The organism is Bacillus sp. es.036 (genome assembly GCF_002563635.1).
Classification (GTDB): Bacteria; Bacillota; Bacilli; order Bacillales; family Guptibacillaceae; genus Guptibacillus.
Window position 1 is genome coordinate 1,807,604 of sequence record NZ_PDIZ01000001.1, and the last position, 26,243, is coordinate 1,833,846.

33 protein-coding genes and 2 riboswitches are annotated in these 26,243 nt (G+C 39.8%); of the genes, 3 read left to right on the plus strand and 30 right to left on the minus strand.

Annotated features, from left to right (window positions below):
* The first annotated feature begins 8 nt into the window (after window positions 1-8).
* On the plus strand, window positions 9-536 hold the full coding sequence (locus ATG70_RS09250) for a DUF309 domain-containing protein (RefSeq protein WP_098444029.1): 528 nt from the start codon (window positions 9-11) through the stop codon (window positions 534-536).
* 30 nt (window positions 537-566) lie between these two features.
* Here ATG70_RS09250 and ATG70_RS09255 read toward each other — a convergent pair whose 3' ends face one another.
* The 27 genes from ATG70_RS09255 to ATG70_RS09385 form a co-directional block, all read right to left on the minus strand.
* Window positions 567-929: a GNAT family N-acetyltransferase gene (locus tag ATG70_RS09255; RefSeq protein ID WP_098444030.1), complete on the minus strand. Its 363-nt coding sequence runs from the start codon at window positions 927-929 to the stop codon at window positions 567-569.
* 222 nt (window positions 930-1,151) lie between these two features.
* Window positions 1,152-1,622, minus strand: coding sequence for a 6,7-dimethyl-8-ribityllumazine synthase (gene ribH / locus ATG70_RS09260; RefSeq protein WP_098444031.1), 471 nt, complete (start codon window positions 1,620-1,622; stop codon window positions 1,152-1,154).
* 32 nt (window positions 1,623-1,654) lie between these two features.
* Window positions 1,655-2,848: a bifunctional 3,4-dihydroxy-2-butanone-4-phosphate synthase/GTP cyclohydrolase II gene (locus ATG70_RS09265; protein WP_098444032.1), complete on the minus strand. Its 1,194-nt coding sequence runs from the start codon at window positions 2,846-2,848 to the stop codon at window positions 1,655-1,657.
* A gap of 23 nt (window positions 2,849-2,871) precedes the next feature.
* Window positions 2,872-3,528: a riboflavin synthase gene (gene ribE, locus ATG70_RS09270; protein ID WP_098444033.1), complete on the minus strand. Its 657-nt coding sequence runs from the start codon at window positions 3,526-3,528 to the stop codon at window positions 2,872-2,874.
* Entirely contained in the window at window positions 3,528-4,610 is a 1,083-nt protein-coding gene (ribD, locus tag ATG70_RS09275; protein ID WP_098444034.1) for a bifunctional diaminohydroxyphosphoribosylaminopyrimidine deaminase/5-amino-6-(5-phosphoribosylamino)uracil reductase RibD, read from the minus strand. Before ribD ends, ribE begins: the two co-directional genes overlap by 1 nt.
* 135 nt (window positions 4,611-4,745) lie before the next feature.
* Window positions 4,746-4,891: riboswitch (FMN riboswitch) on the minus strand.
* A 22-nt stretch (window positions 4,892-4,913) separates the two neighbouring features.
* Complete coding sequence (locus tag ATG70_RS09280) at window positions 4,914-5,351, minus strand: peptidylprolyl isomerase (protein WP_098444035.1); 438 nt, start codon at window positions 5,349-5,351, stop codon at window positions 4,914-4,916.
* Between the two features lie 92 nt (window positions 5,352-5,443).
* Entirely contained in the window at window positions 5,444-6,769 is a 1,326-nt protein-coding gene (gene lysA, locus ATG70_RS09285; RefSeq protein ID WP_373560759.1) for a diaminopimelate decarboxylase, read from the minus strand.
* A gap of 99 nt (window positions 6,770-6,868) precedes the next feature.
* Window positions 6,869-7,055, minus strand: a riboswitch (Lysine riboswitch).
* 46 nt (window positions 7,056-7,101) lie between these two features.
* Entirely contained in the window at window positions 7,102-8,595 is a 1,494-nt protein-coding gene (locus tag ATG70_RS09290) for a spore germination protein (RefSeq protein ID WP_098444036.1), read from the minus strand.
* Window positions 8,585-9,154, minus strand: coding sequence for a stage V sporulation protein AE (locus ATG70_RS09295; RefSeq protein ID WP_098444037.1), 570 nt, complete (start codon window positions 9,152-9,154; stop codon window positions 8,585-8,587). The genes ATG70_RS09290 and ATG70_RS09295 overlap by 11 nt, the downstream gene beginning before the upstream one ends.
* Window positions 9,155-9,159: 5 nt before the next feature.
* Complete coding sequence (gene spoVAE / locus ATG70_RS09300; RefSeq protein ID WP_098444038.1) at window positions 9,160-9,510, minus strand: stage V sporulation protein AE; 351 nt, start codon at window positions 9,508-9,510, stop codon at window positions 9,160-9,162.
* Window positions 9,510-10,523 carry a stage V sporulation protein AD gene (gene spoVAD / locus ATG70_RS09305; RefSeq protein WP_098444039.1) on the minus strand — a complete coding sequence of 338 codons (1,014 nt, stop codon included), beginning with the start codon at window positions 10,521-10,523 and terminating at the stop codon, window positions 9,510-9,512. Before spoVAD ends, spoVAE begins: the two co-directional genes overlap by 1 nt.
* 13 nt (window positions 10,524-10,536) lie before the next feature.
* Complete coding sequence (gene spoVAC, locus ATG70_RS09310) at window positions 10,537-10,995, minus strand: stage V sporulation protein AC (protein ID WP_098444040.1); 459 nt, start codon at window positions 10,993-10,995, stop codon at window positions 10,537-10,539.
* The gene (locus ATG70_RS09315) at window positions 10,995-11,426 is read right to left on the minus strand and encodes a stage V sporulation protein AB (RefSeq protein ID WP_098444041.1); all 432 of its coding nucleotides are present in this window, start codon (window positions 11,424-11,426) and stop codon (window positions 10,995-10,997) included. Before ATG70_RS09315 ends, spoVAC begins: the two co-directional genes overlap by 1 nt.
* Window positions 11,423-12,040, minus strand: coding sequence for a stage V sporulation protein AA (locus ATG70_RS09320; RefSeq protein ID WP_098444042.1), 618 nt, complete (start codon window positions 12,038-12,040; stop codon window positions 11,423-11,425). Before ATG70_RS09320 ends, ATG70_RS09315 begins: the two co-directional genes overlap by 4 nt.
* A gap of 157 nt (window positions 12,041-12,197) precedes the next feature.
* The gene (sigF, locus tag ATG70_RS09325) at window positions 12,198-12,953 is read right to left on the minus strand and encodes an RNA polymerase sporulation sigma factor SigF (protein WP_098444043.1); all 756 of its coding nucleotides are present in this window, start codon (window positions 12,951-12,953) and stop codon (window positions 12,198-12,200) included.
* 12 nt (window positions 12,954-12,965) lie between these two features.
* Entirely contained in the window at window positions 12,966-13,406 is a 441-nt protein-coding gene (gene spoIIAB / locus ATG70_RS09330; RefSeq protein ID WP_098444044.1) for an anti-sigma F factor, read from the minus strand.
* On the minus strand, window positions 13,406-13,756 hold the full coding sequence (gene spoIIAA, locus ATG70_RS09335) for an anti-sigma F factor antagonist (protein ID WP_098444045.1): 351 nt from the start codon (window positions 13,754-13,756) through the stop codon (window positions 13,406-13,408). Before spoIIAA ends, spoIIAB begins: the two co-directional genes overlap by 1 nt.
* 100 nt (window positions 13,757-13,856) lie before the next feature.
* Window positions 13,857-15,035: a D-alanyl-D-alanine carboxypeptidase family protein gene (locus ATG70_RS09340; RefSeq protein WP_098445772.1), complete on the minus strand. Its 1,179-nt coding sequence runs from the start codon at window positions 15,033-15,035 to the stop codon at window positions 13,857-13,859.
* Between the two features lie 148 nt (window positions 15,036-15,183).
* Window positions 15,184-16,485 (minus strand): pyrimidine-nucleoside phosphorylase, encoded by a 1,302-nt coding sequence (locus ATG70_RS09345; protein WP_098444046.1) that lies wholly within the window; start codon window positions 16,483-16,485, stop codon window positions 15,184-15,186.
* 21 nt (window positions 16,486-16,506) lie between these two features.
* Window positions 16,507-17,331, minus strand: coding sequence for a purine-nucleoside phosphorylase (locus ATG70_RS09350; RefSeq protein ID WP_098444047.1), 825 nt, complete (start codon window positions 17,329-17,331; stop codon window positions 16,507-16,509).
* A gap of 21 nt (window positions 17,332-17,352) precedes the next feature.
* Window positions 17,353-18,531 carry a phosphopentomutase gene (gene deoB / locus ATG70_RS09355; protein WP_098444048.1) on the minus strand — a complete coding sequence of 393 codons (1,179 nt, stop codon included), beginning with the start codon at window positions 18,529-18,531 and terminating at the stop codon, window positions 17,353-17,355.
* Between the two features lie 142 nt (window positions 18,532-18,673).
* Complete coding sequence (gene xerD, locus ATG70_RS09360; RefSeq protein WP_098444049.1) at window positions 18,674-19,564, minus strand: site-specific tyrosine recombinase XerD; 891 nt, start codon at window positions 19,562-19,564, stop codon at window positions 18,674-18,676.
* Window positions 19,565-19,577: 13 nt separating this feature from the next.
* Window positions 19,578-19,805, minus strand: a complete 228-nt coding sequence (locus tag ATG70_RS09365; protein WP_257147651.1) for a YqzK family protein — start codon at window positions 19,803-19,805, stop codon at window positions 19,578-19,580.
* A gap of 95 nt (window positions 19,806-19,900) precedes the next feature.
* On the minus strand, window positions 19,901-20,380 hold the full coding sequence (gene fur / locus ATG70_RS09370; protein WP_098444050.1) for a ferric iron uptake transcriptional regulator: 480 nt from the start codon (window positions 20,378-20,380) through the stop codon (window positions 19,901-19,903).
* A 121-nt stretch (window positions 20,381-20,501) separates the two neighbouring features.
* Complete coding sequence (spoIIM, locus tag ATG70_RS09375) at window positions 20,502-21,143, minus strand: stage II sporulation protein M (RefSeq protein WP_098444051.1); 642 nt, start codon at window positions 21,141-21,143, stop codon at window positions 20,502-20,504.
* A gap of 72 nt (window positions 21,144-21,215) precedes the next feature.
* Window positions 21,216-22,379, minus strand: a complete 1,164-nt coding sequence (locus ATG70_RS09380; protein ID WP_098444052.1) for an endonuclease Q family protein — start codon at window positions 22,377-22,379, stop codon at window positions 21,216-21,218.
* On the minus strand, window positions 22,376-22,918 hold the full coding sequence (locus ATG70_RS09385; protein WP_098444053.1) for an NUDIX hydrolase: 543 nt from the start codon (window positions 22,916-22,918) through the stop codon (window positions 22,376-22,378). The genes ATG70_RS09380 and ATG70_RS09385 overlap by 4 nt, the downstream gene beginning before the upstream one ends.
* Window positions 22,919-23,030: 112 nt before the next feature.
* Between ATG70_RS09385 and mciZ the strand changes: the two genes are divergently transcribed.
* Entirely contained in the window at window positions 23,031-23,189 is a 159-nt protein-coding gene (gene mciZ / locus ATG70_RS09390) for a Z-ring formation inhibitor MciZ (RefSeq protein WP_098444054.1), read from the plus strand.
* A 39-nt stretch (window positions 23,190-23,228) separates the two neighbouring features.
* On the opposite strand, the gene ATG70_RS09395 is transcribed toward mciZ, so the two are convergent.
* Complete coding sequence (locus ATG70_RS09395; RefSeq protein ID WP_098444055.1) at window positions 23,229-23,765, minus strand: cysteine hydrolase family protein; 537 nt, start codon at window positions 23,763-23,765, stop codon at window positions 23,229-23,231.
* 139 nt (window positions 23,766-23,904) lie between these two features.
* On the opposite strand from ATG70_RS09395, the gene ATG70_RS09400 reads away from it, so the two are divergent.
* Window positions 23,905-24,816, plus strand: coding sequence for an aldo/keto reductase (locus ATG70_RS09400; RefSeq protein WP_098444056.1), 912 nt, complete (start codon window positions 23,905-23,907; stop codon window positions 24,814-24,816).
* A 58-nt stretch (window positions 24,817-24,874) separates the two neighbouring features.
* Here ATG70_RS09400 and ATG70_RS09405 read toward each other — a convergent pair whose 3' ends face one another.
* On the minus strand, window positions 24,875-25,543 hold the full coding sequence (locus tag ATG70_RS09405; protein ID WP_098444057.1) for a CoA transferase subunit B: 669 nt from the start codon (window positions 25,541-25,543) through the stop codon (window positions 24,875-24,877).
* A gap of 10 nt (window positions 25,544-25,553) precedes the next feature.
* Window positions 25,554-26,240 (minus strand): CoA transferase subunit A, encoded by a 687-nt coding sequence (locus ATG70_RS09410; RefSeq protein WP_098444058.1) that lies wholly within the window; start codon window positions 26,238-26,240, stop codon window positions 25,554-25,556.
* Window positions 26,241-26,243 lie beyond the last annotated feature (3 nt).

A 26,243-nucleotide genomic window follows, 5' to 3' on the forward strand; every position in this document is an offset into this window, starting at 1 on the left:
GAATCAGTATGTATCCAGAAGCTTATATTGAATATCTGGCTCATTTCCACGGTCTTCGTGACTATTTTGAGTGTCATGAGATTCTTGAAGAACATTGGAAGGAAGATCCTCGAGAAAGTCGTAAGCTTCATTGGGTAGGCCTTATCCAAATTGCTGTTGGACTCTACCATCATCGACGTGGTAACTTCACTGGTGCCAAAAGAATGATTACGAATGCGAAGCGCATTGTATTAAATGAAAGAGAAGAACTTAAGAGTTTAGCTATCAATGTTGATGAGCTTTCTGAAAATCTCGCTTCCGAACTTCAACGAATCAACGAAGCTTTGCCATATAACAGCTTTGAAATTCCGCTTACAAATAATGCTCTTATCACCATGTGTCAAAATAGATGTCTTGAACTCGGTTGTATTTATGGCAGCAAAAGTGATCTTGCTAACATTGAACTGATTGATCGTCACACAAGAAGAGATCGATCAGATATTATCCAAGAAAGAAAGCAACAACAACAATTAAAACAGCAGAAAAGGAACGGCTAAGCCGTTCCTTTTCTGCTTATAATCAATCGTTTACTTCATATTCTCTTCTAGGTGACACCGTTCGAAAAAAGTTCCTGTATATTCATTTCCTTTAATACATATTTCATCACTGAGCATCTCACGGAGTGCTTCGACCATTTGTTTGCCAATCCCTTGATGACGATGAGAAGGATTTACGCTAATGTCTTTTAATTCGACTTCGTTCTCGCTAACCCACTCAATTCCAAGCAATCCAATGATATCTTCTTCTTTCCAAAGAAAAAGCTGCAGTGAATCCATTTCTTCATAGTCTTTGATTGATTGTTGCAGTTTTTTAATATCTTTTTCATTTGGCATAAAACTCAATAATCCCATGGCTATTTTCTCATGAGCTTTTTTATAACGAATTAGCATGATTATCCCTCATTAAAGTAATTCTTGGCTCTCCGTTTTGTAACATATTCGAACTTAGATGGGAATGTTCTTCTCATCTAACGAAAGAGCGCAGTGAGCATGATCATTTCCATCACGCACAAACGAATCCACTAATATTCTTGATGACTTCCGAGTATTCCACAAGTTTTATCTACCCTTCTCCGCATACCATACTCATCATAGCCAAAAATGAACAGATAATCAACCTTCAAATGATTTTGATAAATTCGCCATTTCAATTGCTGCAGTTGCTGCATCCCAGCCTTTATTTCCAGCTTTTGTACCAGCCCGTTCAACAGCTTGTTCAATCGTATTTGTTGTTAATACGCCAAAAATAACTGGAACGCCAGTCTGCATTGTTAAATTCGCTACGCCTTTAGACACTTCTCCACATACATAATCAAAATGAGGTGTTGCTCCACGAATAACGGTTCCAAGGGTAATAATCGCATCATATTTACCTAAATCCACCATTTTTTTTGCGGCAAAAGGAATCTCAAACGCCCCAGGCACCCAGGCTACATCAATGTTATCTTCTGACAGGCCGTGGCGTTTCAGTGCGTCTTCAGCACCTCCAAGTAGTTTACTTGTTATAAATTCATTAAATCTTCCTACTACTATACCCACTTTTAATCCAGATCCAACCAAATTTCCTTCAAATGTTTGTCCCATCTTAAATAACCTCCTATAGTTTCGTTACTTTATTAGAAATGTAGCATATGTCCTAGCTTACTGTGTTTGGTTTTCAGGTAGCGTTCGTTCTCTTTTCTTGAAGGCATTTGAAGCGCTACTCGTGACGCTACTTCAAGACCATAACCGGTTAACCCCGCTATTTTTCTAGGGTTGTTTGTTAACAAGTTCATTTTTGAAACACCAAGATCACGCAATATCTGAGCGCCAATCCCATAGTCTCTTAAATCCGGTTTAAATCCAAGCTTTTCATTTGCTTCAACGGTATCGTAACCCTCTTCTTGAAGCTTATAAGCTTTCATCTTATTTAGAAGTCCAATCCCTCTTCCTTCTTGACGCATGTAGAGAAGCACGCCGTGCCCTTCTTCTTCTATTTGTGCCAAAGCTGCATGAAGCTGTGGACCGCAATCACAGCGGAAAGATCCAAAGACGTCACCTGTTAAGCATTCAGAATGAACGCGAACAAGCGTCGGTTGATCAGGAATAACCTCTCCCTTTATTAGTGCTACATGCTCTTTCTGATCAATAATGTTTGAATATCCGACAGCTCGAAAAGATCCAAATTCAGTAGGAAGTTCGATTTCTACTTCCTTTTGAACAAGCACATCTTTACGATTTCGATACTGAATTAAATCCTTAATTGTAATCATCTTCAAATCGAATTCTTCAGAGATCTCTTTTAAATCCGGGACTCGTGCCATCTCCCCGTCTTCTTTCATAATTTCACAGATAACACCAGCAGGGGCTGAACCTGATAGTCGAGCTAAATCAACTGCTGCTTCTGTATGTCCCGCTCTTCTAAGTACTCCCCCATCCTTAGCAATTAAAGGGAAAATATGACCTGGTCGGTTAAAATCAGCGGGTTTTGCATCCGGGTTGATGAGATATTGAATTGTTGTGGCTCTTTCTGCTGCTGAAATGCCAGTGGTTGTACTTTTGTGGTCTACGCTAACGGTAAAGGCCGTGCCGTGAGAATCAGTATTATGGTCAACCATAGGACTTAATTTCAGTTGATTCGCGCGTTGTTCAGTAATCGGCGTACAAACAAGCCCTCTCCCTTTAGTGATCATAAAATTAATCGTCTCTGGCGTTACCTTATCAGCTAACGCAATAAAATCTCCCTCGTTCTCTCTGTCTTCGTCATCACAGACAATAACGACCCGGCCTTGCATTAAATCGTAAATGGCTTCTTCAATTGTGTGGAACATGACTTAACCTCCTGTTACATCACTTATTTAAACCCATGGTCTTCAAAAAACTGGCTTCCTAGTGAAGCTGTGGGTTCTGGCTTCGTTCCGCTTCTTTGTTCTAGATATCTCATAATATACTTCCCAAGCATATCGCATTCAATGTTTACTGTATCTCCCACTCTTTTCTTACCAAGCACCGTTTCTTCGACAGTATGAGGAATAAGTGAAATTGTAAGAGAGTGTTCCCCGATCCCAAAAACAGTAAGACTTGTGCCATCTACCGAAACGGATCCCTTTTCTACAAAGTAAATTAACAGATTCCGAGGAATGGAGATATCATAGTAAATCGCGTTATCAATTTGCTCGACCCGTGTAATTTCCCCGACACCGTCAACATGACCAGAAACAAAGTGACCTCCAAAACGTCCGTTTGCGGACATAGCCCGTTCAAGATTCACTGAAGAATTCGGCGCTAGTTGACGCAGGCTACTAGAACGAAATGTTTCAGGCATAATATCGACAGAAAAAGAAGCATCTGTAAACGATGTAACCGTCAAGCAAACACCATTTATCGAAATACTATCTCCTAGATGAACGTCCGATAATACTTTCGATGCAGCGATCTGCATCACGATTGACTCTCCAGCTTGCTGCACACTTTCCACTCTGCCAATCTCTTCTACGATACCTGTAAACATTATGAAGTCCCCCTTGCTGAGATAATACGAATATCTTGTCCAATGCGTTCAACGCTTTCAATCGATAAATCGACCGCTTCGCTCATGAATTCAAATCCTTTAGCTCCAAATGCTGTTGGAGATTCTTTTCCACCAATGAGCTTAGGCGCGATGTATGTAATCACCTGCTGAAAAGTACGAGCTTCCAAAAAACTACCGTGCACTTCAGATCCGCCTTCCACAAAAATGGAAGTAATTTCTCGCACCGCAAGGAGAGCTAATACATCTTCAATAGGAAGTGCTGAATTAGCTACTTCTAGCACCTGAACATGTGCGGGAAATGCTCGATCACTCTTTAGCACAGCCTGTGTGGTTGTTATAATCCAAGTTTCCGCTTTCTGATCATTTATCACTTTTGCATCAGAAGGAATCCTCAGATTACGATCAAGGATAATTCTGATCGGAGAAAGACCTTCTCCATATCGAGTCGTAAGGGACGGATCGTCTGAAAGAACCGTTCCAATTCCTACTAAAATAGCGTCATGCTGATGACGGAAAGCATGTACATCTTTCCGAGCTTCTTCTCCTGTTATCCATTTGCTATCACCAGTATGTGAAGCAATTTTCCCATCTAACGTTGCCGCAGCTTTTAAAGTGACGTATGGCCGTTTATGAGAGATATAATGGAAGAACATCCGATTCAATTTAAGTGCTTCTTCCTCTAATAGTCCAATCGTTACCTTTATCCCTGCAGCTTGTAACTTGGACACGCCTTGACCAGCTACGAGTGGATTCGGATCCTGACTAGCCACATAAACTTCGCTAACTCCTGCATGAATAAGAGCATCCGAACAAGGAGGCGTGCGACCATGATGACTACACGGCTCAAGCGTGACATAAGCCGTGCTACCCTCAGCTTCACTCCCAGCCATTTTCAGAGCCTGTATTTCTGCATGACCTTCTCCAGCTTTCAAATGGGCGCCCATCCCTACGATTCGTCCATTCTTTACAAGTAAACAACCAACGGAAGGATTTGGACGTGTTTGACCAATTGTACTTTTAGCCATTTCAATAGCAGTGTTCATAAAATCCTTATGATTCATTGTGTTTGCTCCATTTCTACTCTCCTTAGTGGTTACGAAAGAGAATAAAAAAACTCCCATAACGGTGTTATGGGAGTCAAAATTATATGCCAAATAAGCCTTTTGAATCTACGATTCAAAAGGAGATTAGTCATAAGTTTCCTTCTCCCATCCAGACTATACTGTCGGTTCTGGTTTCACACCAGATCCACCGTTTGCTTACGCAACCGGGTCACGGACTTAGCTAGCTTTAGCTAGACATCACCGCCGGTTGGGACTTTCACCCGACCCCGAAGGAAAGTATTTAGTTTTGATGCGTCTGAACTATTCTTCGTCCCAGACCTTAACTTCTTTCATCACATCGCCTTGCTTAATACGAAGAACCGTATCCATTCCTTCTGTTACCTGACCAAAAACAGTGTGAACACCGTCAAGGTGAGGCTGAGGTTCATGAACAAGGAAAAACTGGCTTCCACCTGTATTTTTACCTGCATGAGCCATAGACAATGAACCAGCTACGTGCTTATGAGGGTTTCCTTCTGTTTCACAATCGATCGAATAGCCTGGTCCGCCCATTCCAGATCCTGTTGGGTCTCCCCCCTGTGCTACGAAACCTGGGATAACACGGTGAAAGTTTACACCATTGTAAAAACCTTCGTTAGCAAGCTTTTCAAAGTTAGCAACGGTATTCGGTGCTGCTTCCGGGTAAAACTCAATTTCAATTGTTTCTCCATTATCAAATGCAATTGTTCCTTTTTTCATAAATAAATCCTCCTGCACTAACAATTTTCTTCAAAGCTCTTTCATTATAGCACATACTTAAGCTGTTCCCTATCATTTCTACTATTACAAAGTTATTTTGAAATAATCGCTTGTTTTAATGGAAGGTCATGACGAATTAAATCCTCAAAAGATTCTCTCTTCACGACAAGTTGTGCTTCTCCATTTTCTACAAAAACCACCGCTGGTCGAGGTAGTCTGTTATAGTTATTTGCCATAGAATACCCGTACGCCCCCGTTGAAAATACAGCCATCGTATCTCCTGCTATGGCGCGCTGTAATGTGCAATCCCAGATTAACATGTCACCTGACTCACAACATTTTCCTGCAACTGAATAAACATGTTCTTTCGGCTCATTCATGCGATTTGCAATCGTTGCTTCATACTTTGCTTGATAAAGGGCCGGTCGCAGATTATCCGTCATTCCTCCATCTACTGCAAGATAATGACGAAGTTCTGGCACTTTCTTGTGTGATCCTACTGTATATAACGTCAAGCCAGCTTCTCCAACGAGTGAACGTCCTGGCTCAATCCAAATTTCTGGGATTCTCATTTCATTACCTAACTGAGCTCTTACAGCATTAACCATTGCCTCGATATAGTCTCCAACTGGGAGTGGATGATCTTCTTCAGTATACCGAATTCCAAACCCTCCACCTAGGTTCAGAACTTCTGGCTCATACCCATAGAGTTCAAACCACGTAGCAAGATAACGATAGATTTTCTCAATAGCCATTACAAAACCATTCGTTTCAAAGATTTGAGAACCAATGTGACAATGAAGACCAAGAAGGTGAATAGCTTTCATGCTTGTTGCTTGAACAACCGCTTGTTCCACTTGACCACTTTGTAAATCAAAACCAAATTTTGAATCTTCCTGTCCAGTTAAGATATAGTCATGAGTATGTGCTTCAATTCCAGGAGTAATACGCAAAAGCACATTTGCAACCACATTTTTCTCTTCCGCTAATTGTTCAAGTAACGTTAGCTCATAAAAGTTATCCACAACAAAACACCCTATTTTTGCATCTAACGCCATTCGAATTTCCGCTTCGCTTTTGTTATTTCCATGAAAGTGAATCCGTTCTACCGGAAACCCTGCTTTTAAAGCTGTATAGAGTTCTCCACCTGAAACCACATCAAGACTTAAGCCTTCTTCTTCAGCAAGTTGAATCATTGCCATACAAGAGAATGCTTTACTAGCATAGGCTACTTGGTAGTTGACCTTCTCCTGTTCAAAAGCATTTCGAAATGCTCGCGCTTTCTCTCTAATCATCGCTACATCATAAACGTATAAGGCCGTCCCGTATTTTTCACTTAATTTTATTGTATCAACGCCTCCAACTGATAAATGGCCTTCTTCTGAAATTGCTGACGTTCCGTATAAATTCACAATCATTTCTCCCCTCTCGCTGATATGAATGCGAGCAACCCTCCACAAAATAAGAAAAACAGCCAACTTTATAGATACATTGGCTGTTTTCTCCGTATCCTCACGAGTTGGATTAGCTCACCACCGAAAAAATTCCTCTTTCAGTGACAGTCTGCAACTTGTTCAGCAGCAGCCCAGCAAGAAAAGTATGGCTCTTTTCTCACTTCGGCAAATTGACCTTTCTGATATCATCCTCGCATTCCATTCTATGCTCCGACACCATACTCATTCGCTTTGCGCCTCTATCCCCATTACATTCAATGAGGTCTATTCAATTAAGAAATAAATTATCATACTTTTTAAGATTCGGCAAGTGGTTTGTCTGGTTGCTTCGTTTCATTTTGTGATTCTGTAATGCTTGGACGTAGTTTAGTGAGCGGAACTGATACACGAATCAACACTTGAATAAAGGCTTTAGGATTAAAAGGAATAAACGGCCATAAGTAGGGGGTGTTTAAAGGTTTTAACGCAACAAGAAATAAAATGATTGCCGTAATTCCAATCATATATCCCGGCACTCGAAAGAAAAATACAAGGAATAAAAGTAGAAGCCTTACAAGTTTATTTGCAATCGATAATTCATAACTTGGTGTTGCATATGATCCTATTGCAGCAATCGAAACATATAGGATAACTTCTGGAACGAATAATCCGACATCAATGGCAATCTGTCCGATCAACACGGCTGCAATTAATCCCATGGCAGTGGAAAGTGGCGTTGGCGTGTGTATAGCAGCCATCCTCAGCGTTTCGATCCCTACTTCAGCAAGAATAATTTGAACAAATATCGGCACATTTGTTTCATCGTTCGGACCGATAAAGTCGATCGTTTTAGGCAGTAACTGCGGTTCATATACGGCTAATAACCACAGAGGTAGCAAGAGTAGCGCAGCTAACATCCCACCAAATCGGACCCATCTTAAAAACGCGCCTGGTAAAGGGGCTTCTCGATATTCTTCAGCATGTTGAACATGATGAAAAAAAGTAGTTGGTGTTATAATAACGCTTGGTGAAGTGTCTACGATGATTAACACGTGCCCTTCAAGTAAATGAGTAGCGGCAACATCAGGCCTTTCCGTATATCGCACAAGTGGAAAAGGGTTACCTGCCTGGTGCACAAGAAACTCTTCTACCGTTTTATCGGCCATTGGAATACCATCAATGTTAATTTCTTTTAATTTCTTTTTTATAATTTCAACCAAATTTGGATTGGCCACATCTTGAATATAGGTAATACATACGTCTGTTTTAGACCGTTCTCCAACTTGAAAAATTTCATTCCGTAATCGACCATCTCGTATACGGCGTCTAGTTAAGGCCGTATTTTCAATGATGTTTTCAGTAAAACCATCACGTGAACCTCTAATAACTTTCTCTGTATCTGGCTCCTGTGGCGTTCTACCTGGATACTTTCGAACATCAATAATATAAGCGATTTCTTCGCCTTCCATAAAAACTGCAATTAATCCAGATAAAACCTGGTCGACGACTTCATCGAACGTTTCAACCTCTGTGACCTGCTGATGTGGCAAATGATTATGTATCACCTGCTCAAATTTAACCGTTAATCGATGATGATCATCAACCTCCATCAGCTCTCGCATAATTTCTACAATGATGGATGTGTCACAAAGCCCTGTACAATAGTAAAACTGAACTTCTTTGTTAAGGATCTTAAGTTTTCGAACTCCTACATCAAAACTTTTTCCAATTCCGATTGATTTCTTTAAAAATTCTTCGTTTTCTTTAATCTTTTTAAATATTTTTTGTTTATTATCGATTTTAGTGGTCATAAAAACCGCTCCTTTCTAGCAGAATTTGAACGGCTTTCAATGTTATAGGCGAACCAACTTCCGGATCATCATAACCCGACATTTTACCTATATCACCGACACCTATAATAATGGGAAGGTTTAATTTATCTAAGATTGACACCGTGTCGCCATCTATTCTCCCCGCCTCCATATCTGCAAATCCATTTTTGTCCACTCCATAATGTGTCAATTCTCCGTCACGATCAATGGAGACATCTACCCTCGTCCATTCTGAAAAATGAGTTCTGGATGCGACTGCAATAGCTCCAAGTAATTCAATGCTTTCATCTTCAGCAACAGATTGCATAGCAAGTTCCCCATATCCTTCACCCGGAAATCCACTATCATCGAACATAACAAAAACTGGATCATGAGGAGCTTCTTTAATAAGAGCGATAATTTCGTAACCAGCAAGCGGGGTAGGATTTCCGGCAGATTGACTAATGCATCTTCCTCCAATATCTGAAGCTACTTTTTCTATTGCTTTTTGTGCATAAAGGTCTCCGTCAGTGACGAAGATCACCCGCCGCTTTTTCATGATTTTCACCCCTTTGGTTTAAATAAAATGGCTACAATAAATCCAAAAACAATTGCAGAAGAAATACCTGCAGAGGTTAATTGAAAGATTCCCATTGCAATGCCAATGAAGCCGTGTTCTTCCCCTTGTTGCATAGCGCCATGGAGAAGTGAATGACCAAAGCTAGTAATAGGTACAGTCGCACCAGCTCCAGCAAATTCAATGAGGCGATCATAAATCCCAAATCCATCGAGCACGGCTCCTGCTACTACAAAAGAAGACATGACGTGAGCTGGAGTTAATCTGAAAATATCAAGTAATAATTGACCGATGACACAAATACCACCACCGACTGCAAAAGCGATAAAATATTCCACTATTCCACACCTCCAACTCGTTCAAATACGACCGCGTGAGCAATAGCAGGCATTGATTCTTTTTGCTGAACCATTACGGGACTATGCAAACATCCTGTTGCTGTAACAAGAATTTTGTTATAATTCCCCTTTTTTAGAAGGTCAATAAGGTGACCATATGTGACGACGGCAGAACAAGCACACCCACTTCCACCAGCAAATACTTCTTTTTGATCTGGTCGGTAAATCATCAGCCCGCAATCATTATGATTGTTAGTAATGTCAAATCCTTTTTCACTTAACAAATCTCTTACAATCGGAGCTCCTACAGATGATAAGTCACCGGTAACGATAAGATCATACGCTGAAGGTTCAATATTTAAATCCGTAAAGTGAGTCGCTAGTGTATCTGCTGCAGCTGGCGCCATTGCACTCCCCATATCAAATGGATCCTTTATTCCCCAATCCACCACTCGACCAATTGTTGCTGCGGAAATTCTTATATCCGATGGTTCTTGACTAATTAATGCGGCACCTGCACCTGTAACAGTCGAGGTAGCCGTTCCAGGCTTTTGACCACCATATTCTGTTGGGTATCGAAATTGCCTTTCTGCTGTTGCATTATGACTACTTACTCCCGCAATAGCTTTATTAGCAAATCCACCTTCTACTAACGATGAAGCAATGGCTAGAGATTCCATCGAGGTAGAACATGCTCCAAAAACGCCAAGAAAAGGAATTTGATTTGTTCTAGCTGTATAAGTAGCACTAACAATTTGATTCAACAAATCACCTGCCACAAAAATGTCAACATCACTGTGGGTTAATTCCTTTTTTGATAAACAACTTTCTACCGCATCCTCTAATAACTTTCTTTCTGCCAATTCCCAATTATCCTGGTCACAATGAAGGTTACTATACGTGACATCAAACGAATCTCCAAACGGCCCCTCAGCTTCTTTAGGACCAACCGCTGTCCCTACAGACTGCAAAAAAACAGTAGAGAACTCCCAAGTTTGTTTTCCTGACTTCATAACAATTCTCTCCTTATATCAGCGCTTTAAAGAGCATTCTGAGTATGCCGACAATGTATGCTGCAACAACACCAAACACGATGACCGAACCAGCAAGTTTGAACATGTTCGTTGCAATTCCAAGTACAATGCCCTCACTTTTATGTTCAAGAGCTGCGCTTGTAATTGAATTTGCAAAACCCGTTACAGGTACCGCAGAACCTGCACCTGCAAATTGTCCAATTTTGTCATACCAACCAAAAGCAGTTAAAAGCGCCGCGATAAGGATAAGTGTGGCAACCGTTGGATTTCCTGCATTTTCTTCTGAAAAGTTAAAGACGTTCATATAAAAATTCTGTACGCCCTGGCCAAACATACAAATAAATCCTCCTACAACAAATGCTTTCACCACATTTAATAAATAAGGCGGTTTTGGCTGATAAGTTTTAATATTTTTTGTATATTGTTTCTGGTCGTTCAACGAATTTGCCATTATTTTAAACCTCCATTTACAAAAATTGTCCAATGAAACAATGATCCGAAAACCTTTCCTAACACAATGGCCATTAGTAAAAGCAAGATCTTATCGATAAATCCAATTCGTTTCGTTAGTATAGGAAGAACGTTTAAAACTTCCGTTAAGGCAGCCGCTAACATACCAATAAACACTCCCGCTCCAAGTCCAATTGGGATAACTACAAATTTAGGGAGGTTTAAAGTTGGGTTTCGTAAAGATAACCAGCTTGATACAATAGCCCCAATAATAATTCCCCATTCGTAAAAGCGAATAAGATGTAGAGTCTTTGATAGCTGTGTAAGACGGGGAATAATACCAAGAACCGAAAGAAAAGCAACGAACCCAGCTCCTACAGCAATTCCTTCCGCAAAACCAATAAGCATAACGAGTAGAAACTGAGCATTCATGGTTTGTTATGACCATTCTCATCGTTTTCATGGACAATGACATATTGGTCAAGATCTTGTTGGTAATTAAACATTTCTACTTCCAAAGGACTTGGCTCTTCATTAAATCGCTTTTTAAAAAGATGGTTAAAGAAGAGAACCATCCCGATTCCGAGACCAAATGAATAGGGCACTTGCAGAAGCAAGGGCTTGGGATTATCAATTCCAGTCACAATTTTATAAATCTGTTGATGCACTTCTCTCATGCTGACATCTTCGTGGAAGTTCATGATTGCGAGAGCAGCCCCAATAAATAATAAAAACCAGATAAACACAAAATAAACAGGTGCTAGTTTTTTCTTAGGATATTGAACTTCAACAATTGTTTGTGTAGGACCAACAACTTGAACCTCAATATGATTCATCACTTTTTGGATTGCTGTTATCACTTTCATTACATCGATAACAACCAAATTTTTATCTTCTTTTGTTACCTGATAAATGGGGATTTTTTCTACTTTGGCACAATTCTTGTCTTCTCCTATTAACTGGGCAATATCTCCAATCAAAAGTTCTTTATTTGGGGGGACCTTCTTCTTCTGCCTTAGTCGAAGATAGATCATCTCATTTTCCATGGTCCTCCACCTCCTTATTCAAGGGGCATATTGGTTATAGTATGTTTCTACCAAATCACTCTCATTCTCGTGCTACATAAGTACCATTAATTCCCTAAAGCGAATTGGACATTCATTCTTATCACTTCTCTTTTTAAACACAAAAAGAACAGATGAGTTATTTACTCATCTGTTCTTTTATTTGTTTTAAAATCTTCTTTTCTAATCTCGAAACTTGAACTTGAGAAATGCCAAGGCGTTCCGCTACTTCAGACTGGGTTTGATCTTTGTAGTACCTTAAATAAACGATTAACCTTTCTCTCGTATCAAGATACTGAAGTGCTTCCTTTAGAGCTAATTTATCAAACCAGGCTGTGTCCGTGTTATCAGCAATTTGATCTAAAAGTGTAATTGGATCTCCATCGTTTTCATAAACAGTTTCGTGTATGGAAGAAGGAGCTCGTACCGCTTCTTGAGCCAGAACAACCTCTTCTGGTGTGACCTCGATTCGTTCTGCAATTTCATTTACTGTTGGCGTTCTTCCAAGGGTTTTGGATAGCTCATCTTTTGCTTTCCGTACTTTATTTCCCGTTTCTTTAAGAGACCGACTCACTTTCACAGTCCCATCATCACGTATAAAACGCTGGATTTCTCCGATAATCATCGGAACTGCATATGTGGAGAATTTAACATCGTAACTTAAATCAAATTTATCAACAGACTTTAGCAGACCGATACACCCGATCTGAAAGAGATCATCCGCTTCATACCCTCTATTTAGAAATCGTTGTACAACTGACCAAACGAGGCGCATATTCTTTTCAACAATAAGATCTCGCGCTGCCTGGTCTCCATCCTGGCTGTGTTTGATCAATTCCTTCACTTCATCAGGCTTTAGTTGCGACTGCTTCCCTTTTCTAACCTCCACGTCCATATGCAGGTCCCCTTAATTACATAACGCTTTATTTTTTGATAGGTACTTCATTAAGTGAATCGTTGTTCCCTGTCCACTAGCCGATTCCACTTTAACCTCATCCATAAAATTTTCCATAATTGTGAATCCCATACCTGATCTTTCTAATTCAGGCTTTGAGGTATATAGTGGCTGTCTTGCCTCCTCAAGGTCTAGAATACCAACACCATGATCACGAATCGTTAAATTAACCGTATCGTCATTTAACTCCACAGAAATATAAACCTTTTCTTCTCCGTTTTGCTCATATCCATGAATAATGGCATTCGTAACAGCCTCTGAAACAACAGTTTTGATCTCGGTTAATTCATCGACAGTAGGATCAAGCTGAGCAATAAAAGCAGCAACCGTTACACGAGCGAAAGATTCATTTTGACTAAGCGCAGAAAATTCTAATTCCATTCGATTTCTCATTATGCCACCCCCAAAGTTGCGAGAGCATGCTGTTCGTCAGCTTCTAGTCTCACGATTTTAAAGAGTCCAGACATTTCAAACAAACGCTTAACAGGGGGGGAAATCGAGCAGACAACCATTTCTCCACCAAAACTTTTCACTTTATTGTAACGGCCTAGAACAACACCAAGACCAGAACTATCCATAAAAGATAGTCCTTCGAGACTAAGTACAATATGCTCAATTTTACGTTCTTCAATAATCGTATCTACCCTGTCTCTTAGTTCTTCTGACGTATGATGATCCAACTCTCCATCAAGTCGAATCAAAAGAACGGGATGTCTCACTTCAAGATTGATCGAAAGACTCACGTAACATTCCTCCTCATGTTTGCTTGTGAGTTTTTTCTCTCTTTACAGGGTTAATTCCTTCTTCCTGACAAAACTAGTGTTGATTCGATGAAAGTGGTGATCACTTGACAGTTTGGGTAGGTGCTTTGGCGAACTGCGCCGCCGTTCGTTTCATCAGTTGCCACCAGGAAGCTTTGTTTATATTTTCCGCAGATATAACGGGGGAGGTTGCCGTCACATGCCCGTCAATTTTCACTGACAGCTCACCCACCTCTTCCCCTTGCTTTACAGGCGTTTCAATATCCTTTTTGATTTTAATACTCGTTGTTATATCACCGTTTTCCTGGCCTTTTTTTAGTAAAACAGAGACACGCTCAGAAGTGACAACAGACATAGAAGACTGATCTCCTTTATTTACTTTCACTTCTGTGACAACGTTGTTACGATCGAATAGTTTTTGGGTTTTGTATTGAGAAAACGCATAATCAAACAGTTTTGTAATCTCAGCATTACGTACTTTTGGAGTAGGAGCACCCATGACGACGGCAACAACTCGCATGTCATCTCGCTTTGCTGTAGCAGTAAGACAATATTTTGCTTCACTTGTAAATCCAGTCTTTAAACCATCAACACCAGGATAAAATTTAACAAGTTTATTTGTGTTAACAAGCCAGAATTTTTTATCTGTATCCTGCCTTAAATAGTCTTCATACAAGCCAGTATATGTTGTAATCAATTCATATTTAAGGAGCTCTTTCGCCATTAATGCCATATCATTTGCTGTTGAGTAATGATCTTCCGCAGGCAAACCAGTCGGATTAACAAAATGGGTATGACTAAGACCCATTGATTCCGCTTTGTCATTCATTAACTTAACAAATTCTTCTTCCGAACCAGCGATCGCTTCTGCCATTGCAACAGAAGCATCATTACCAGAAGCGATTGCGATGCCTTTCAGCATATCGTTAACAGTCATTTCCTCTCCTGCTTCAAGGAAAATCTGCGAACCACCCATTGATGCAGCATATTCACTTGCTCTTACCTTCTGATCAAGGCTTATTTTGCCACTTTCTATCGCTTCCATAATTAAGATCATCGTCATGATTTTTGTCATACTCGCAGGAGGAAGCTTTTTATCACTATCTTTTTCAAACAATACTTCACCTGTATCTCGCTCAATCAGAATTGCAGAAGAAGAATTCTCTGCGATTTTTAGCTTTGCTTCTTCAGCATGGGTAAAAGAAGGAACAAGTAGGGTTCCTCCCAGCAAGAAGGCGAGCGCTGTTGCAACAACTTTCATTGGTGATCCCTCCATTCTTAGTATTACAAGGATTTCCAACATGTTGGAAAAATATACGAATTCTTGATCCTCCAAACGGATATCATCAATAAACGCAAAAAAAAGAAGCCTCAAATTGAGACTCCTTCAAAGGATAACGAAGCATTATTTAGTTAATCACTTTATATATAAGTTGAGGTTTTTCAGTAGCTTGTTTAGAAACCGTGTACGCTTCATTAATCTTATTGATCGAGTTTTGAACGTCTTCTTCATCGCTGTGAAGAACAACAAGCGCTTCACCTTTCTCTACTTTGTCGCCAACTTTTTTCTTAAGTGTAATTCCTACACCGTGGTTAATTTGATCGTCCTTGGTTGCTCTTCCTGCCCCAAGGTACATAGCTGCCACGCCAACTGATTCAGCATCAATTTCCGTAACGTATCCGTCTTGCTGTGCCGTTACTTCAATATCATGTTTTGCTTGCGGCAATTTAGAAAGGTCATCAATGACACTAACATCTCCACCTTGAGCTTGAACGAGCGTTCTAAATGATTCAAACGCCTTCCCATTTTGTAAATTTTCTTCAAGGGTTTTATACGCTGTCTCAAAATCATCAAATGCACCAGCAATAACTGTCATATGAGAAGCAAGTTCGAGAGATAGAAGACGGAGATCCTCAATATTCTCTCCTTGAAGAACCTGACATGCTTCACGTACTTCATTGGCATTCCCTACTTCAAAACCAAGCGGTTGACTCATGTCGCTAATCACCGCTACTGTGTTTCTACCGAGGTTGTTTCCGATATTAACCATTTCTCTAGCAAGCGCTTCAGAATCTTCTAGTTTCTTCATAAATGCACCAGAGCCAGTCTTCACATCAAGAACGATTCCATCCGCTCCCGAAGCTAGCTTTTTACTCATGATTGAGCCTGCGATTAGAGGAATCGAATCAACAGTCGCTGTCACATCGCGCAATGCATACAATTTTTTGTCAGCAGGAGCAAGATTGCCCGTTTGTCCTGCTACAGATAGTTTGTGTGTATTGACATTACTAACAAACTCTTCCTTTGTCATTTCAATATGGAAGCCTTTAATGGACTCAAGCTTGTCTAGTGTACCACCAGTGTGCCCTAAACCTCTCCCAGACATTTTAGCTACCGGGACACCAACAGACGCTACCAGTGGACCAACAATAAATGTTGTCTTGTCACCTACGCCGCCCGTAGAGTGCTTGTCCACTTTGTGTCCTTTAATAGCAGACAGATCAATCGTTTCTCCGGACTCCACCATTGCCTGAGTAAGCAATGCTGTTTCATTTGATTTCATTCCATTGAAATAAATCGCCATCATTAAAGCAGATGCCTGGTAATCAGGGATGTCGCCTTTTGTATAACCTTCAATAAAGAAATTGATTTCTTCTTTCGTCAATTCTTTTCCATTTCGTTTTTTCTGAATAACATCAACCATTCTCATTTAATCGCTCTCCTTTGTGTCTTAACCCATTTTACTTACAATTGTTTTAACTAAAAGCAGAAAGTTCGACTTTACCTTCTCCGTTGTTTCAATCACTTCGTCATGATGAAGTGGTTGATCGAGGATTCCAGCTGCCATATTTGAAATACAAGAGATTCCAAGTACATCCATGCCTGCGTGTCTTGCAATAATAACCTCTGGTACAGTCGACATACCTACTGCATCGCCACCCAATGTACGCAGCATGCGCACCTCTGCTGGGGTTTCATAAGTTGGTCCGGTATTTCCGACATATACTCCAGATTGTAGTTTCATTCCAAGTTCTGTTGCCGTATCTTGTGCTAAATGTTGAAGATCCATTGAATAAGCGGTAGACATATCCGGGAAACGTGGTCCAAACTCATTGCTATTTGGTCCAATTAATGGATTTGTCCCAAAGTTATTAATGTGATCAGCAATAACCATTAAATCTCCAGGTTGGAACTCTTCATTTATACCACCTGCAGCATTCGTTACGATTACTTTTAGAATCCCAAGTTCTTTCATCACTCGAACGGGGAATGTTACTTTATCCATTGAATAACCTTCATAAAAGTGAAAACGCCCCTGCATGGCTGCTACTGCTTTTCCATTTAACGTTCCGAATACAAATTGTCCAGCGTGCCCTTCTACTGTTGAGACGGGGAAATTCGGAATGTCACTATAGGGGATTTGGACAGGGTTTTCAATTTCTTCAGCCAGTACACCAAGACCAGAACCTAAGATCAGCCCGATTTCTGGACGAAACTCTCCAACTTGACTTTGTATATAGGATGATGCATCTTGGATTTCTTGTTTAATTGTCATTTTCGTTCCTCCTCTTGATTCTTAAAGCTTTTTAAGAAAGCTTGTCCCGTGTTTTGGTAACGTTACATCAAAATTATCCGCAATTGTTGCTCCAATATCAGCAAATGTGTCACGAATACCGAGATCTACTGCTTCTTTTATCCCTTTATGGTAGGCAAGTAATGGAACATATTCACGTGTATGATCTGTTCCATGATGAATTGGATCATTCCCATGATCGGCTGTGATCAATAACAAATCATCTTCTTCCATTCGATCGAGAACTTCCGTTAATCTCTCGTCATACTCTTCTAGCGCTTCACCATAACCTTGCGGGTCTCTTCTATGCCCATATAATGCATCAAAGTCGACGAGGTTTAGGAAGCTGATTCCTTCAAATTGCATTTGTTGAGTTTCAAACAACTTATCCATGCCGTCCATATTTGATTTCGTACGAAGAGACTTTGTTACACCTTCTTCGTCATAAATATCTGAAATCTTTCCGATTGCAATAACGTCTTTCCCATTGTCTTTTAATTCATTCATAACCGTATGTCCAAACGGCTTAAGCGCATAATCATGGCGATTGGAAGTGCGTTTAAAGTCGCCTGGCTCACCTAGAAATGGCCTTGCGATTACTCTCCCAACCATATATTCTTCTGCCTTCGTCATTTCTCTTGCAATCTCACAAATATGATAAAGTTCATCAAGTGGCACAACATCTTCGTGTGCAGCGATTTGCAATACAGAATCTGCCGAAGTATATACGATAAGTGCGCCTGTTTTGACATGTTCCTCGCCAAGTTCTACTAAAATTTCCGTACCTGAGGCAGGTTTATTTCCAATAATCTTTCTTCCAGTTCTATTTTCAAGTTCTGAAATGAGCTTATCAGGAAAACCTTCAGGAAACGTACGGAACGGTTGTTCAATATGAAGGCCCATGATCTCCCAGTGTCCAGTCATCGTATCTTTACCGTTCGAGGCTTCCATCATTTTAGTATAATGTGCCATAGGCTTCTCAACGCTCGAGACGCCATTAAGTTCACGAATATTACCAAGACCTAACTTTTCCATATTCGGCATCTTGAGGCCATTCATATGGTCGGCAATATGCCCCAATGTATCTGCACCTAGATCATCAAATTGTTCAGCATCCGGTGCTTCACCGATTCCTACTGAATCCATTACAACTAAAAATACTCTTTTAAAACGTTTCGTCATGTTTATCCTCCTCGTTCATTATCCATTCAAGATTATTATTCCCTTGAAAAAAACAAAAAACACATATGTGAATGCGTTTACGAAAGCAGAAAAAAGAAAAAATCTGGCCAAAGACCAGACCTCTTTCTGGAGAGTGCCTTTATTAGGCTCTAGGATGATAAGTGGAATAAATATCCTTTAGCCTCGCTTTAGTCACATGTGTATAAATCTGTGTTGTAGAAATATCGGCATGTCCAAGAAGCTCCTGTACCGCTCTTAAATCAGCGCCATTTTCTAATAAATGGGTAGCAAATGAATGTCTTAACGTATGTGGCGTAAGAGGCTTAAGAATGTTTGCTTTTACTGCAAGCTTCTTAAGAATTTTCCAGAACCCTTGTCTTGATAAGCTTTCACCACGATGGTTCAAAAACAGCATATCCGTTCGATTCTTTTTCATTAATTGCCCCCTACCTTCATCAAGATAGGTCGTGAGAGCATCTCTTGCCATTTTACCTAGCGGAACGATTCTTTCTTTATTTCCCTTACCTATTGTTCGAATAAATCCCATCGTTAAATGGATATCTTCCATTTTCAATTCAATTAATTCACTAACGCGTAAACCCGTCGCATATAACACCTCTAGCATCGCGCGATCACGTTTACCAAAGGGGGTAGAATAATCTGGAGCTTCCAATAATTGCTCAACTTCTGCTGTTGATAGGATTTTAGGTAACTTCCGCTCTGTTTTGGGAGTTTCGATATGTACAGAAGGATCCTGTTCAGCAGCCTTCTCCCGAAGTAAAAACTGATGAAACGCTCGTATAGATGCAATATTACGAGCAATTGTAGTGGATGCTTTCCCACTGTCTCTAAGAGCATAGAGATAGTTTACAATATGCATGCGCCGCACATCATTCAATGAAGATATATTCTCATATTCAATTAAATGTTTTAAATATTGAGCGAGATCTCGCCTGTATGCATCGAGCGTATTTTTGGACAGGCTTCGCTCAACGATTAAATAATGTAAAAAATCCTGTACCTGATCTTTCATTGCAAACGCTCCCTTATTCACCTGTCTGGTAAAACAAATTGAGCCTTTCAAGGAAAGTGAGCTGAGTATCCGATTTCATTTGAACGACTTTCACCGCTTTTCCTTGTGGCACATCATAGCGATGGTAATTCTGGTATTCTTGATTTACCCAGAGAATGCCAAAGTAAAATAGTAAAGTACATCCAGTAAAAAGCAAGAAAACTTTCATTGTATCTAAAACAACCAATAGACCCTGTTTCAATCTAACGCACCTCCATCTCTAGTAAAAGGTATGCCAGAGATGGAGTTTTTTATACATCGTTAGGAATTGTAGGGTCACAAAAATTGTTTTAACTATTAACTATGATTAACAGCTTGTTCTGACTGTTCTTTATCTTCCTGCTTTTGACAGCGATAACAGATTCCATGAAACGTTAGACGATGATCTTTGATTTTAAAGTTCCAATCGTTTTCAACTACTTTTTCTACATCTCCAAGCAAATCTTCCTGAATTTCATCTACTGCACCACACTCAATACAAACCAGGTGATGATGAAAATGGGCAGCACCCTCTTGTCTTAGATCAAACCTTGACACACCATCGCCAAAATTGATTTTATCAACGATTTTCAATTCAGCTAGTAGCTCAAGCGTACGATAAACCGTTGCTAGGCCAATTTCAGGAGATTTCTCTTTAACGAGTAAATACACATCTTCAGCACTTAAATGGTCTTCTTCGTTCTCAAGAAGGACCCGTACGGTTGCTTCCCGTTGAGGTGTTAGCTTATAGCTTTGAGAATGAAGATGTTTCTTAATTCGATCGATTCTGCTTTCCATGTCCCATTTCCCTCCCTCGATCGATGCCATTTTCATTATAAGCAGTAGGCAAAACGGTGTCAAATTAAAATCATTATCAACCCGAAATTGTAATTATTATTATCTGATATTTATTTCAACATTATTTTATATCTACAACTGCTTTTATTAATCCAGGTGATAAATAGGCTTCAAACCACGCTGCAACACATAAAATCACCAAAGCACACAAAATCAGAGCCGAAAACCTCATGAATGGAGGGAGGATTGGTTCTGACCTTCTTTTCATAACTAATTGTTTCATTAGCCTAAGTGAAAATGTTAAAGAAGCTGTAGCTACCACAATCATTACCGGAACGGCTAGGATGTTTTGTGGAAATACAGAAACGAAAGCCAACAAAAAGCCTTTCCAACTCATTTGGTTAACTAGAAACCCTACAGTAAACCCTACAACAATTCCTTTTAGAAAAAGCATCACTAACACAATAGGGAGACCGATAATTGTAAGACCAAGAAGCCACATCAAACCGATATACTTTGCATAGTGTGTTAAACTTTGCTGAAACATTTCAGAAGATGATGCAAATTGGCCATCGGATACCTGTCCAAAAAAACGAGTTAAATAAACCGCAAGTTCTTCTTTTTGAGTGAAACTTAAACTATTTACGATAACAGCTCCAAACACAATTCCCATCAGAAACAAAACCGCAATAAATGTGTAGAGAGATAACTGATCTGATAGATGAGCGGATATCATTTGCTTTAGACGTCTACTACGACTCATACGTCTTCCCCCTTCATACCACCTTTGGTAAAGTCTATGAAAAGGGAGTGAAACGTATGACTAATCGATAGATTATCTCTTCTGCTTGATGACCTTTCCGTATGTCCCACCACCGCCTTGTTTTAATGCAAGTTCTCCACTTCGTGAAAGGACAATTAAATGTGCGAGTGGTTCACCTACTACATTAGCCAAATCACTTTCGCTAACGGCATGGAGAATGTTCATTTCGGTGCCAAAAACAGCTAAAAGCCGTTCGAATGTTTTCGGACCAAGTCCTGGAAGAAAATCTAAGGGAACATGGTGAATATAAGGCGGGCGCATAGGATGAGTGGAAGCTGAACTTAATTCTTGAATTCGATTCAATACTCCTTTCACTATTTTATGACTACCACAAACTTCGCAATGGGTTTGAAGTACAGGGGTGTGACATTGAGAACAACTAGTTCTATAATACTTACCTAACTTTGGACTTAAGCCAAAATTCGCTTTAATCCCCCGCCCTTCAACTCCTTTTAAAGCCTTCGACCATTCTGTAAATGACGCCTCTCTTACAGATAATAGCTGATATTCCCTAGCCATTTTTTGTATGGAGTGCGCATCGGAATTAGTTAAATAAGGGAAAGTATGAAGCTCCTGGATCTGATCTGCCATTTGCGTATCTGACGAAAGTCCTAGTTCAATTCCGTCTATTTTATTAAGATCCAGCACTTCACTTATTGACCGATTAACCCCTTTACCATAAAGACTTTTAAATGGCGTAAATACATGAGCAGGTATGAATAAACCAGCAAGTTCTCTTGTTTTCTCTTGAATAACTTCAGCCTTTTCATAGATCCTCTGTGAGCTAAGCGAGACGTTTTTCATGCGAGAATTAAGCCACTCTGAAAAATGTTTCATTTTTGATAAATTCGGCAAATACACTAATACGTGAATGGGACCGTGGCAGTTTTCATCATAGATTTCAATTTCGGTTCCTAAAATGAGCGTAAGCGACCCGAAGCGAATGCCACCATCTTTTAATTCATACCCTTGACCTCTAACAATGTATTCTTCCAACTCTGCCATTACTTCAGGAACGTGACAATCAATGACACCAATCATATCAAGACCTTTTCTCGATCTCGCTTCTTTTAAGATTGCAGATAGGGTTAAAGACTTTGCTCCTGTTATTTTTACTGCTTTATTGGTCCTTGTCCTCCCAATATGAATATGGAAATCTGCATAACATGACTTCATTTCATGAGCTTCATTTTTAAATACATGATCGCATATGCCGTTTTTGCGTCATGAATCTCTTGGCTATCTAGCATTTCTTCCATTTCTTCTATTGATAAATGAAGTAGATCAAGAAATTCATCTTCATCAGCGGACTGTTCTCCCTTTTTCGTTAATCCTTTGGCAACATATAAATGGACAAGCTCATTAGCAAAGCCCGGAGATGTATAGAACGAAATCACTTTTTCAAGTTTTTCACACGTATAACCTGTTTCTTCTTCTAGTTCACGCACAGCAGTTAATTCAGGCTCTTCACCTTGCTCAAGTTTACCTGCTGGTATTTCTACAATCGCTTTGCCAAGCGCTTTACGATATTGCCTAACCGCGAGTATTTTATCATCAGGTGTTTGAGCAATAATCGCAACTGCACCGGGATGATCAATTAATTCTCGCTTGCTTTGTTTACCATTCGGTAACTGCACATCCTCTACTCTAACGTCAATAATCCTACCTTCATAAATCGTTTCTGAGTGCAAGGTCTTTTCATATAAATGGTCCATTGCTTCATCATCTCCTGGTTCTAAAAATTATAATCGATACATAAAGTCTATCACATGAGACAAATAATAGGGAAAGATAGCACCGTATCGAACTATTTAGGAGGTCTTGATTATGAAAGTTTATATTCAGCCGAATGGGATTACGATGGTTGGAAAACCAAAGCAAATTCAATTAATGATCAGACACTATATGAATCATTATGAAACGATTGAAGAATGGATTCACGCCCCTGCAGTTCGTACAAAATCGCACTTGAGATTAATTCAATAAACAAGAAACGCTGCCAGATATTTTGGCAGCGTTTCTGCTTTAACGAATGTCGGTTTTGAAGATGTTTTTCATTTGCTGTAAAAAAACATCATGGTGTTCAGAAAATGTAGCCATACAATTGCTTTGAGCAACGGTATGAAACCCTCTTGCATAGGCACCATAAGCGGTTAAAAAATCACATATATCGGTACATACGCCTGAGAGATGAACGGTGTCTATGTTTTTGCTCTTCAATATTTCTTCCAGGTTTGTGTTATAAAAAGCATCATATTCTGTTTTAGGTACATAGGTTACTTGTGCAAGATTTTGATTCGCTTCAAACCAAGTTTTCAATTCCCCATATAAGTCCTGGCCCCAGGATCCGATAACATTATGTACGGGCCAAATCTTAAAGTGCTCATCATTTTCTTGATGGGCATCCATACATATGACAACTTCCTTTCCTTCTTCAAGAAACTCGTTTGCGAGCGTGATAATATTTGGAACAATCTCCTGCCCTACTTTTCCTGAAGTAAGTCCACCTTGATCGTGAATAAAGTCATTGCTCATATCAATAATTAATAACGCTTCTTTCATCATTCTCCCCTCCTAGTGTCTTTACTATAGCAGGTGATTTTCCACGTGACAAGACACCAATTACCAGCATATCATTGGCGTGAAATCGCTTATAACGGTACACTTAAAATAGAATTAATTTTGGGAGGTATGCTTCGTTATGAAAACCAATCAAATTGGCAATTCAAAGCTGCATGTTAGTGAAATCGGACTAGGAACCATGTCACTAGGAACCGATCGAGCGAAAGCTGTCTCACTCATTCATGAGGCGATCGATAACGGCGTTACATTTATTGATACAGCAGATTTGTATGACTTCGGTTTAAATGAAGAAATCGTTGGAGAGGCATTGCGTGATCGAAGAGATTCAGTTGTTCTTGCAACCAAGGCAGGGAATCATTTCGAAGAAGGGAAAGAGGGATGGTACTGGGATCCTTCTAAAAAGCATATTAAGGGAGCCTTAAAAGACAGTTTGAGACGTTTGAAAACAGATCATATTGACCTTTTCCAACTACATGGTGGTACGATTGAAGATCCGATTGATGAAACGATCGAGGCTTTCGAGGAATTAAAATCTGAAGGCCTCATTATTGAATATGGGATTTCTAGCATTCGACCAAATGTGATTCGTGAATTTGTAAAGAAGTCTTCTATCGCTTCAGTCATGATGCAATATAGTATACTAGATCGTCGGCCTGAAGAAGAAATGCTAGATTTATTGCATAACAATAACATTAGTGTCATTGCTAGGGGTCCTCTCGCTAAAGGAATGTTAACAGATCGATATGATGAAAAAATTAAAGAAGATGGTTTTCTCGACTATTCTAAATTTGATGTTCTTGAAACAGTTAAACAGCTGAATGAGATAAAAGGGGACAAGCGCAATATGACTCAGACGGCACTTAAATATGCACTTGCTCACCCTGCTGTAGCCACCGTTATTCCCGGAGCTAGTCGAAGTGAACAACTTCTTGCAAACATTACCGCACAGAATGCTCCAGACTTAACACCCGATGAAGTACAAAAAATACGTGACGTTTCGAATAAAAATGTATATGATAAGCACCGTTAAATTTAAAATAGCGCAGTCATTTGACTGCGCTATTTCCTTTTCAACTCAAAATTAAAATCTAAAAGGCGTCTAATATGGGATTATTTATTATTAGTTCTGGTTCTGTTGACGCTTGAATTTGCTCAATACTATAGCCAGTTGCCACTTCTTTTAATACAAGTCCTTCAACCGTAATATCAAGAACAGCTCGATCCGTAATAATGCGATTGACAACACCTTTCCCTGTTAGAGGGAGGCTACATGAGTTTAGAATTTTAGGTTCTCCATTTTTGTTAACGTGGTCCATGATCACCACAATCCGTTTTGCTCCATGAACGAGATCCATTGCTCCTCCCATTCCTTTAATCATCTTTCCAGGTATCATCCAATTCGCAAGATCGCCATTTTTCGAAACTTCCATTCCACCTAAAATGGCCACGTCAATATGTCCTCCTCGAATCATTGCAAATGACTCAGAACTATCAAAATAAGCGGCTCCTTGCATTGCAGTAACCGTTTCTTTTCCTGCATTAATTAAGTCAGGATCAACCTCGCCTTCACTTGGATAAGGTCCAATACCTAGAAGGCCATTTTCCGATTGAAGAACGATCTTTTTACCATCTGGAATGTAATTAGCTACCATTGTCGGCATTCCAATTCCCAGATTTACGTAAGAGCCGTCCAGGATTTCTTTTTCAGCACGTCTTGCAATCTTTTCACGAACTGCTGCTTTATCTACTTTAACCATCATTAGCCTCCTATCGCGTTGTTAATCGCTCAATCTTCTTTTGCTGCTCACCAACAATAACCTTCTGTACATAAATGCTCGGAGTATGAATAGAATCTGGATCTAACTCTCCAATCCCCACTAATTCTTCTACTTCTGCAACCGTTACTTTTCCTGCGGCTGCAATCATTGGATTAAAGTTGCGTGCCGTTTTGTTGTAGACTAAATTCCCCATTACATCTCCTTTGAGTGCTCGAACAAAGGAAAAATCAGCTTGTATCGCTTCTTCAAGTAAGTATTCTTTTCCATTAAATGTTTTTACTTCCTTTCCTTCAGCAATCGGCGTTCCGACGCCGGCTGGAGTATAGAAAGCTGGGATTCCAGCCCCCCCAGCTCTAATTCGTTCTGCCAGCGTTCCTTGTGGAATGAGCTCCACTTCTAATTCTCCTGAAAGCACCTGTCTTTCAAACTCTTTGTTTTCACCAACGTAAGATCCAATCATTTTTTTAATCTGTTTATTTTTAAGAAGCAATCCCAGCCCCCAGTCATCAACTCCACAGTTGTTTGATATGACTGTTAAGTCCTTCGTTCCCCTCTCTTTTAATGCAAGAATTAAATTTTCTGGAATACCTACTAAGCCAAACCCACCAACAAGAATCGTTGCCCCGTCCTGAACATCTTGTACTGCTTCTTGAAATGTATCAAGTATTGGTTTCATTTA

Bases quoted from the DNA above. Each gene is read 5' to 3' on its own strand.
- ATG70_RS09250 (WP_098444029.1), top strand. From the start codon at position 9: ATGTATCCAGAAGCTTATATTGAATATCTGGCTCATTTCCACGGTCTT.
- ATG70_RS09255 (WP_098444030.1), bottom strand. From the start codon at position 929: ATGCTAATTCGTTATAAAAAAGCTCATGAGAAAATAGCCATGGGATTA.
- ribH (WP_098444031.1), bottom strand. From the start codon at position 1,622: ATGGGACAAACATTTGAAGGAAATTTGGTTGGATCTGGATTAAAAGTG.
- ATG70_RS09265 (WP_098444032.1), bottom strand. From the start codon at position 2,848: ATGTTCCACACAATTGAAGAAGCCATTTACGATTTAATGCAAGGCCGG.
- ribE (WP_098444033.1), bottom strand. From the start codon at position 3,528: ATGTTTACAGGTATCGTAGAAGAGATTGGCAGAGTGGAAAGTGTGCAG.
- ribD (WP_098444034.1), bottom strand. From the start codon at position 4,610: ATGAATCATAAGGATTTTATGAACACTGCTATTGAAATGGCTAAAAGT.
- ATG70_RS09280 (WP_098444035.1), bottom strand. From the start codon at position 5,351: ATGAAAAAAGGAACAATTGCATTTGATAATGGAGAAACAATTGAAATT.
- lysA (WP_373560759.1), bottom strand. From the start codon at position 6,769: ATGATTGTGAATTTATACGGAACGTCAGCAATTTCAGAAGAAGGCCAT.
- ATG70_RS09290 (WP_098444036.1), bottom strand. From the start codon at position 8,595: ATGACCACTAAAATCGATAATAAACAAAAAATATTTAAAAAGATTAAA.
- ATG70_RS09295 (WP_098444037.1), bottom strand. From the start codon at position 9,154: ATGAAAAAGCGGCGGGTGATCTTCGTCACTGACGGAGACCTTTATGCA.
- spoVAD (WP_098444039.1), bottom strand. From the start codon at position 10,523: ATGAAGTCAGGAAAACAAACTTGGGAGTTCTCTACTGTTTTTTTGCAG.
- spoVAC (WP_098444040.1), bottom strand. From the start codon at position 10,995: ATGGCAAATTCGTTGAACGACCAGAAACAATATACAAAAAATATTAAA.
- ATG70_RS09315 (WP_098444041.1), bottom strand. From the start codon at position 11,426: ATGAATGCTCAGTTTCTACTCGTTATGCTTATTGGTTTTGCGGAAGGA.
- ATG70_RS09320 (WP_098444042.1), bottom strand. From the start codon at position 12,040: ATGGAAAATGAGATGATCTATCTTCGACTAAGGCAGAAGAAGAAGGTC.
- sigF (WP_098444043.1), bottom strand. From the start codon at position 12,953: ATGGACGTGGAGGTTAGAAAAGGGAAGCAGTCGCAACTAAAGCCTGAT.
- spoIIAB (WP_098444044.1), bottom strand. From the start codon at position 13,406: ATGAGAAATCGAATGGAATTAGAATTTTCTGCGCTTAGTCAAAATGAA.
- ATG70_RS09340 (WP_098445772.1), bottom strand. From the start codon at position 15,035: ATGAAAGTTGTTGCAACAGCGCTCGCCTTCTTGCTGGGAGGAACCCTA.
- ATG70_RS09345 (WP_098444046.1), bottom strand. From the start codon at position 16,485: ATGAGAATGGTTGATGTTATTCAGAAAAAACGAAATGGAAAAGAATTG.
- ATG70_RS09350 (WP_098444047.1), bottom strand. From the start codon at position 17,331: ATGACAATTAAACAAGAAATCCAAGATGCATCATCCTATATACAAAGT.
- deoB (WP_098444048.1), bottom strand. From the start codon at position 18,531: ATGACGAAACGTTTTAAAAGAGTATTTTTAGTTGTAATGGATTCAGTA.
- xerD (WP_098444049.1), bottom strand. From the start codon at position 19,564: ATGAAAGATCAGGTACAGGATTTTTTACATTATTTAATCGTTGAGCGA.
- fur (WP_098444050.1), bottom strand. From the start codon at position 20,380: ATGGAAAGCAGAATCGATCGAATTAAGAAACATCTTCATTCTCAAAGC.
- spoIIM (WP_098444051.1), bottom strand. From the start codon at position 21,143: ATGAGTCGTAGTAGACGTCTAAAGCAAATGATATCCGCTCATCTATCA.
- ATG70_RS09380 (WP_098444052.1), bottom strand. From the start codon at position 22,379: ATGAAGTCATGTTATGCAGATTTCCATATTCATATTGGGAGGACAAGG.
- ATG70_RS09385 (WP_098444053.1), bottom strand. From the start codon at position 22,918: ATGGACCATTTATATGAAAAGACCTTGCACTCAGAAACGATTTATGAA.
- mciZ (WP_098444054.1), top strand. From the start codon at position 23,031: ATGAAAGTTTATATTCAGCCGAATGGGATTACGATGGTTGGAAAACCA.
- ATG70_RS09395 (WP_098444055.1), bottom strand. From the start codon at position 23,765: ATGAAAGAAGCGTTATTAATTATTGATATGAGCAATGACTTTATTCAC.
- ATG70_RS09400 (WP_098444056.1), top strand. From the start codon at position 23,905: ATGAAAACCAATCAAATTGGCAATTCAAAGCTGCATGTTAGTGAAATC.
- ATG70_RS09405 (WP_098444057.1), bottom strand. From the start codon at position 25,543: ATGGTTAAAGTAGATAAAGCAGCAGTTCGTGAAAAGATTGCAAGACGT.
- ATG70_RS09410 (WP_098444058.1), bottom strand. From the start codon at position 26,240: ATGAAACCAATACTTGATACATTTCAAGAAGCAGTACAAGATGTTCAG.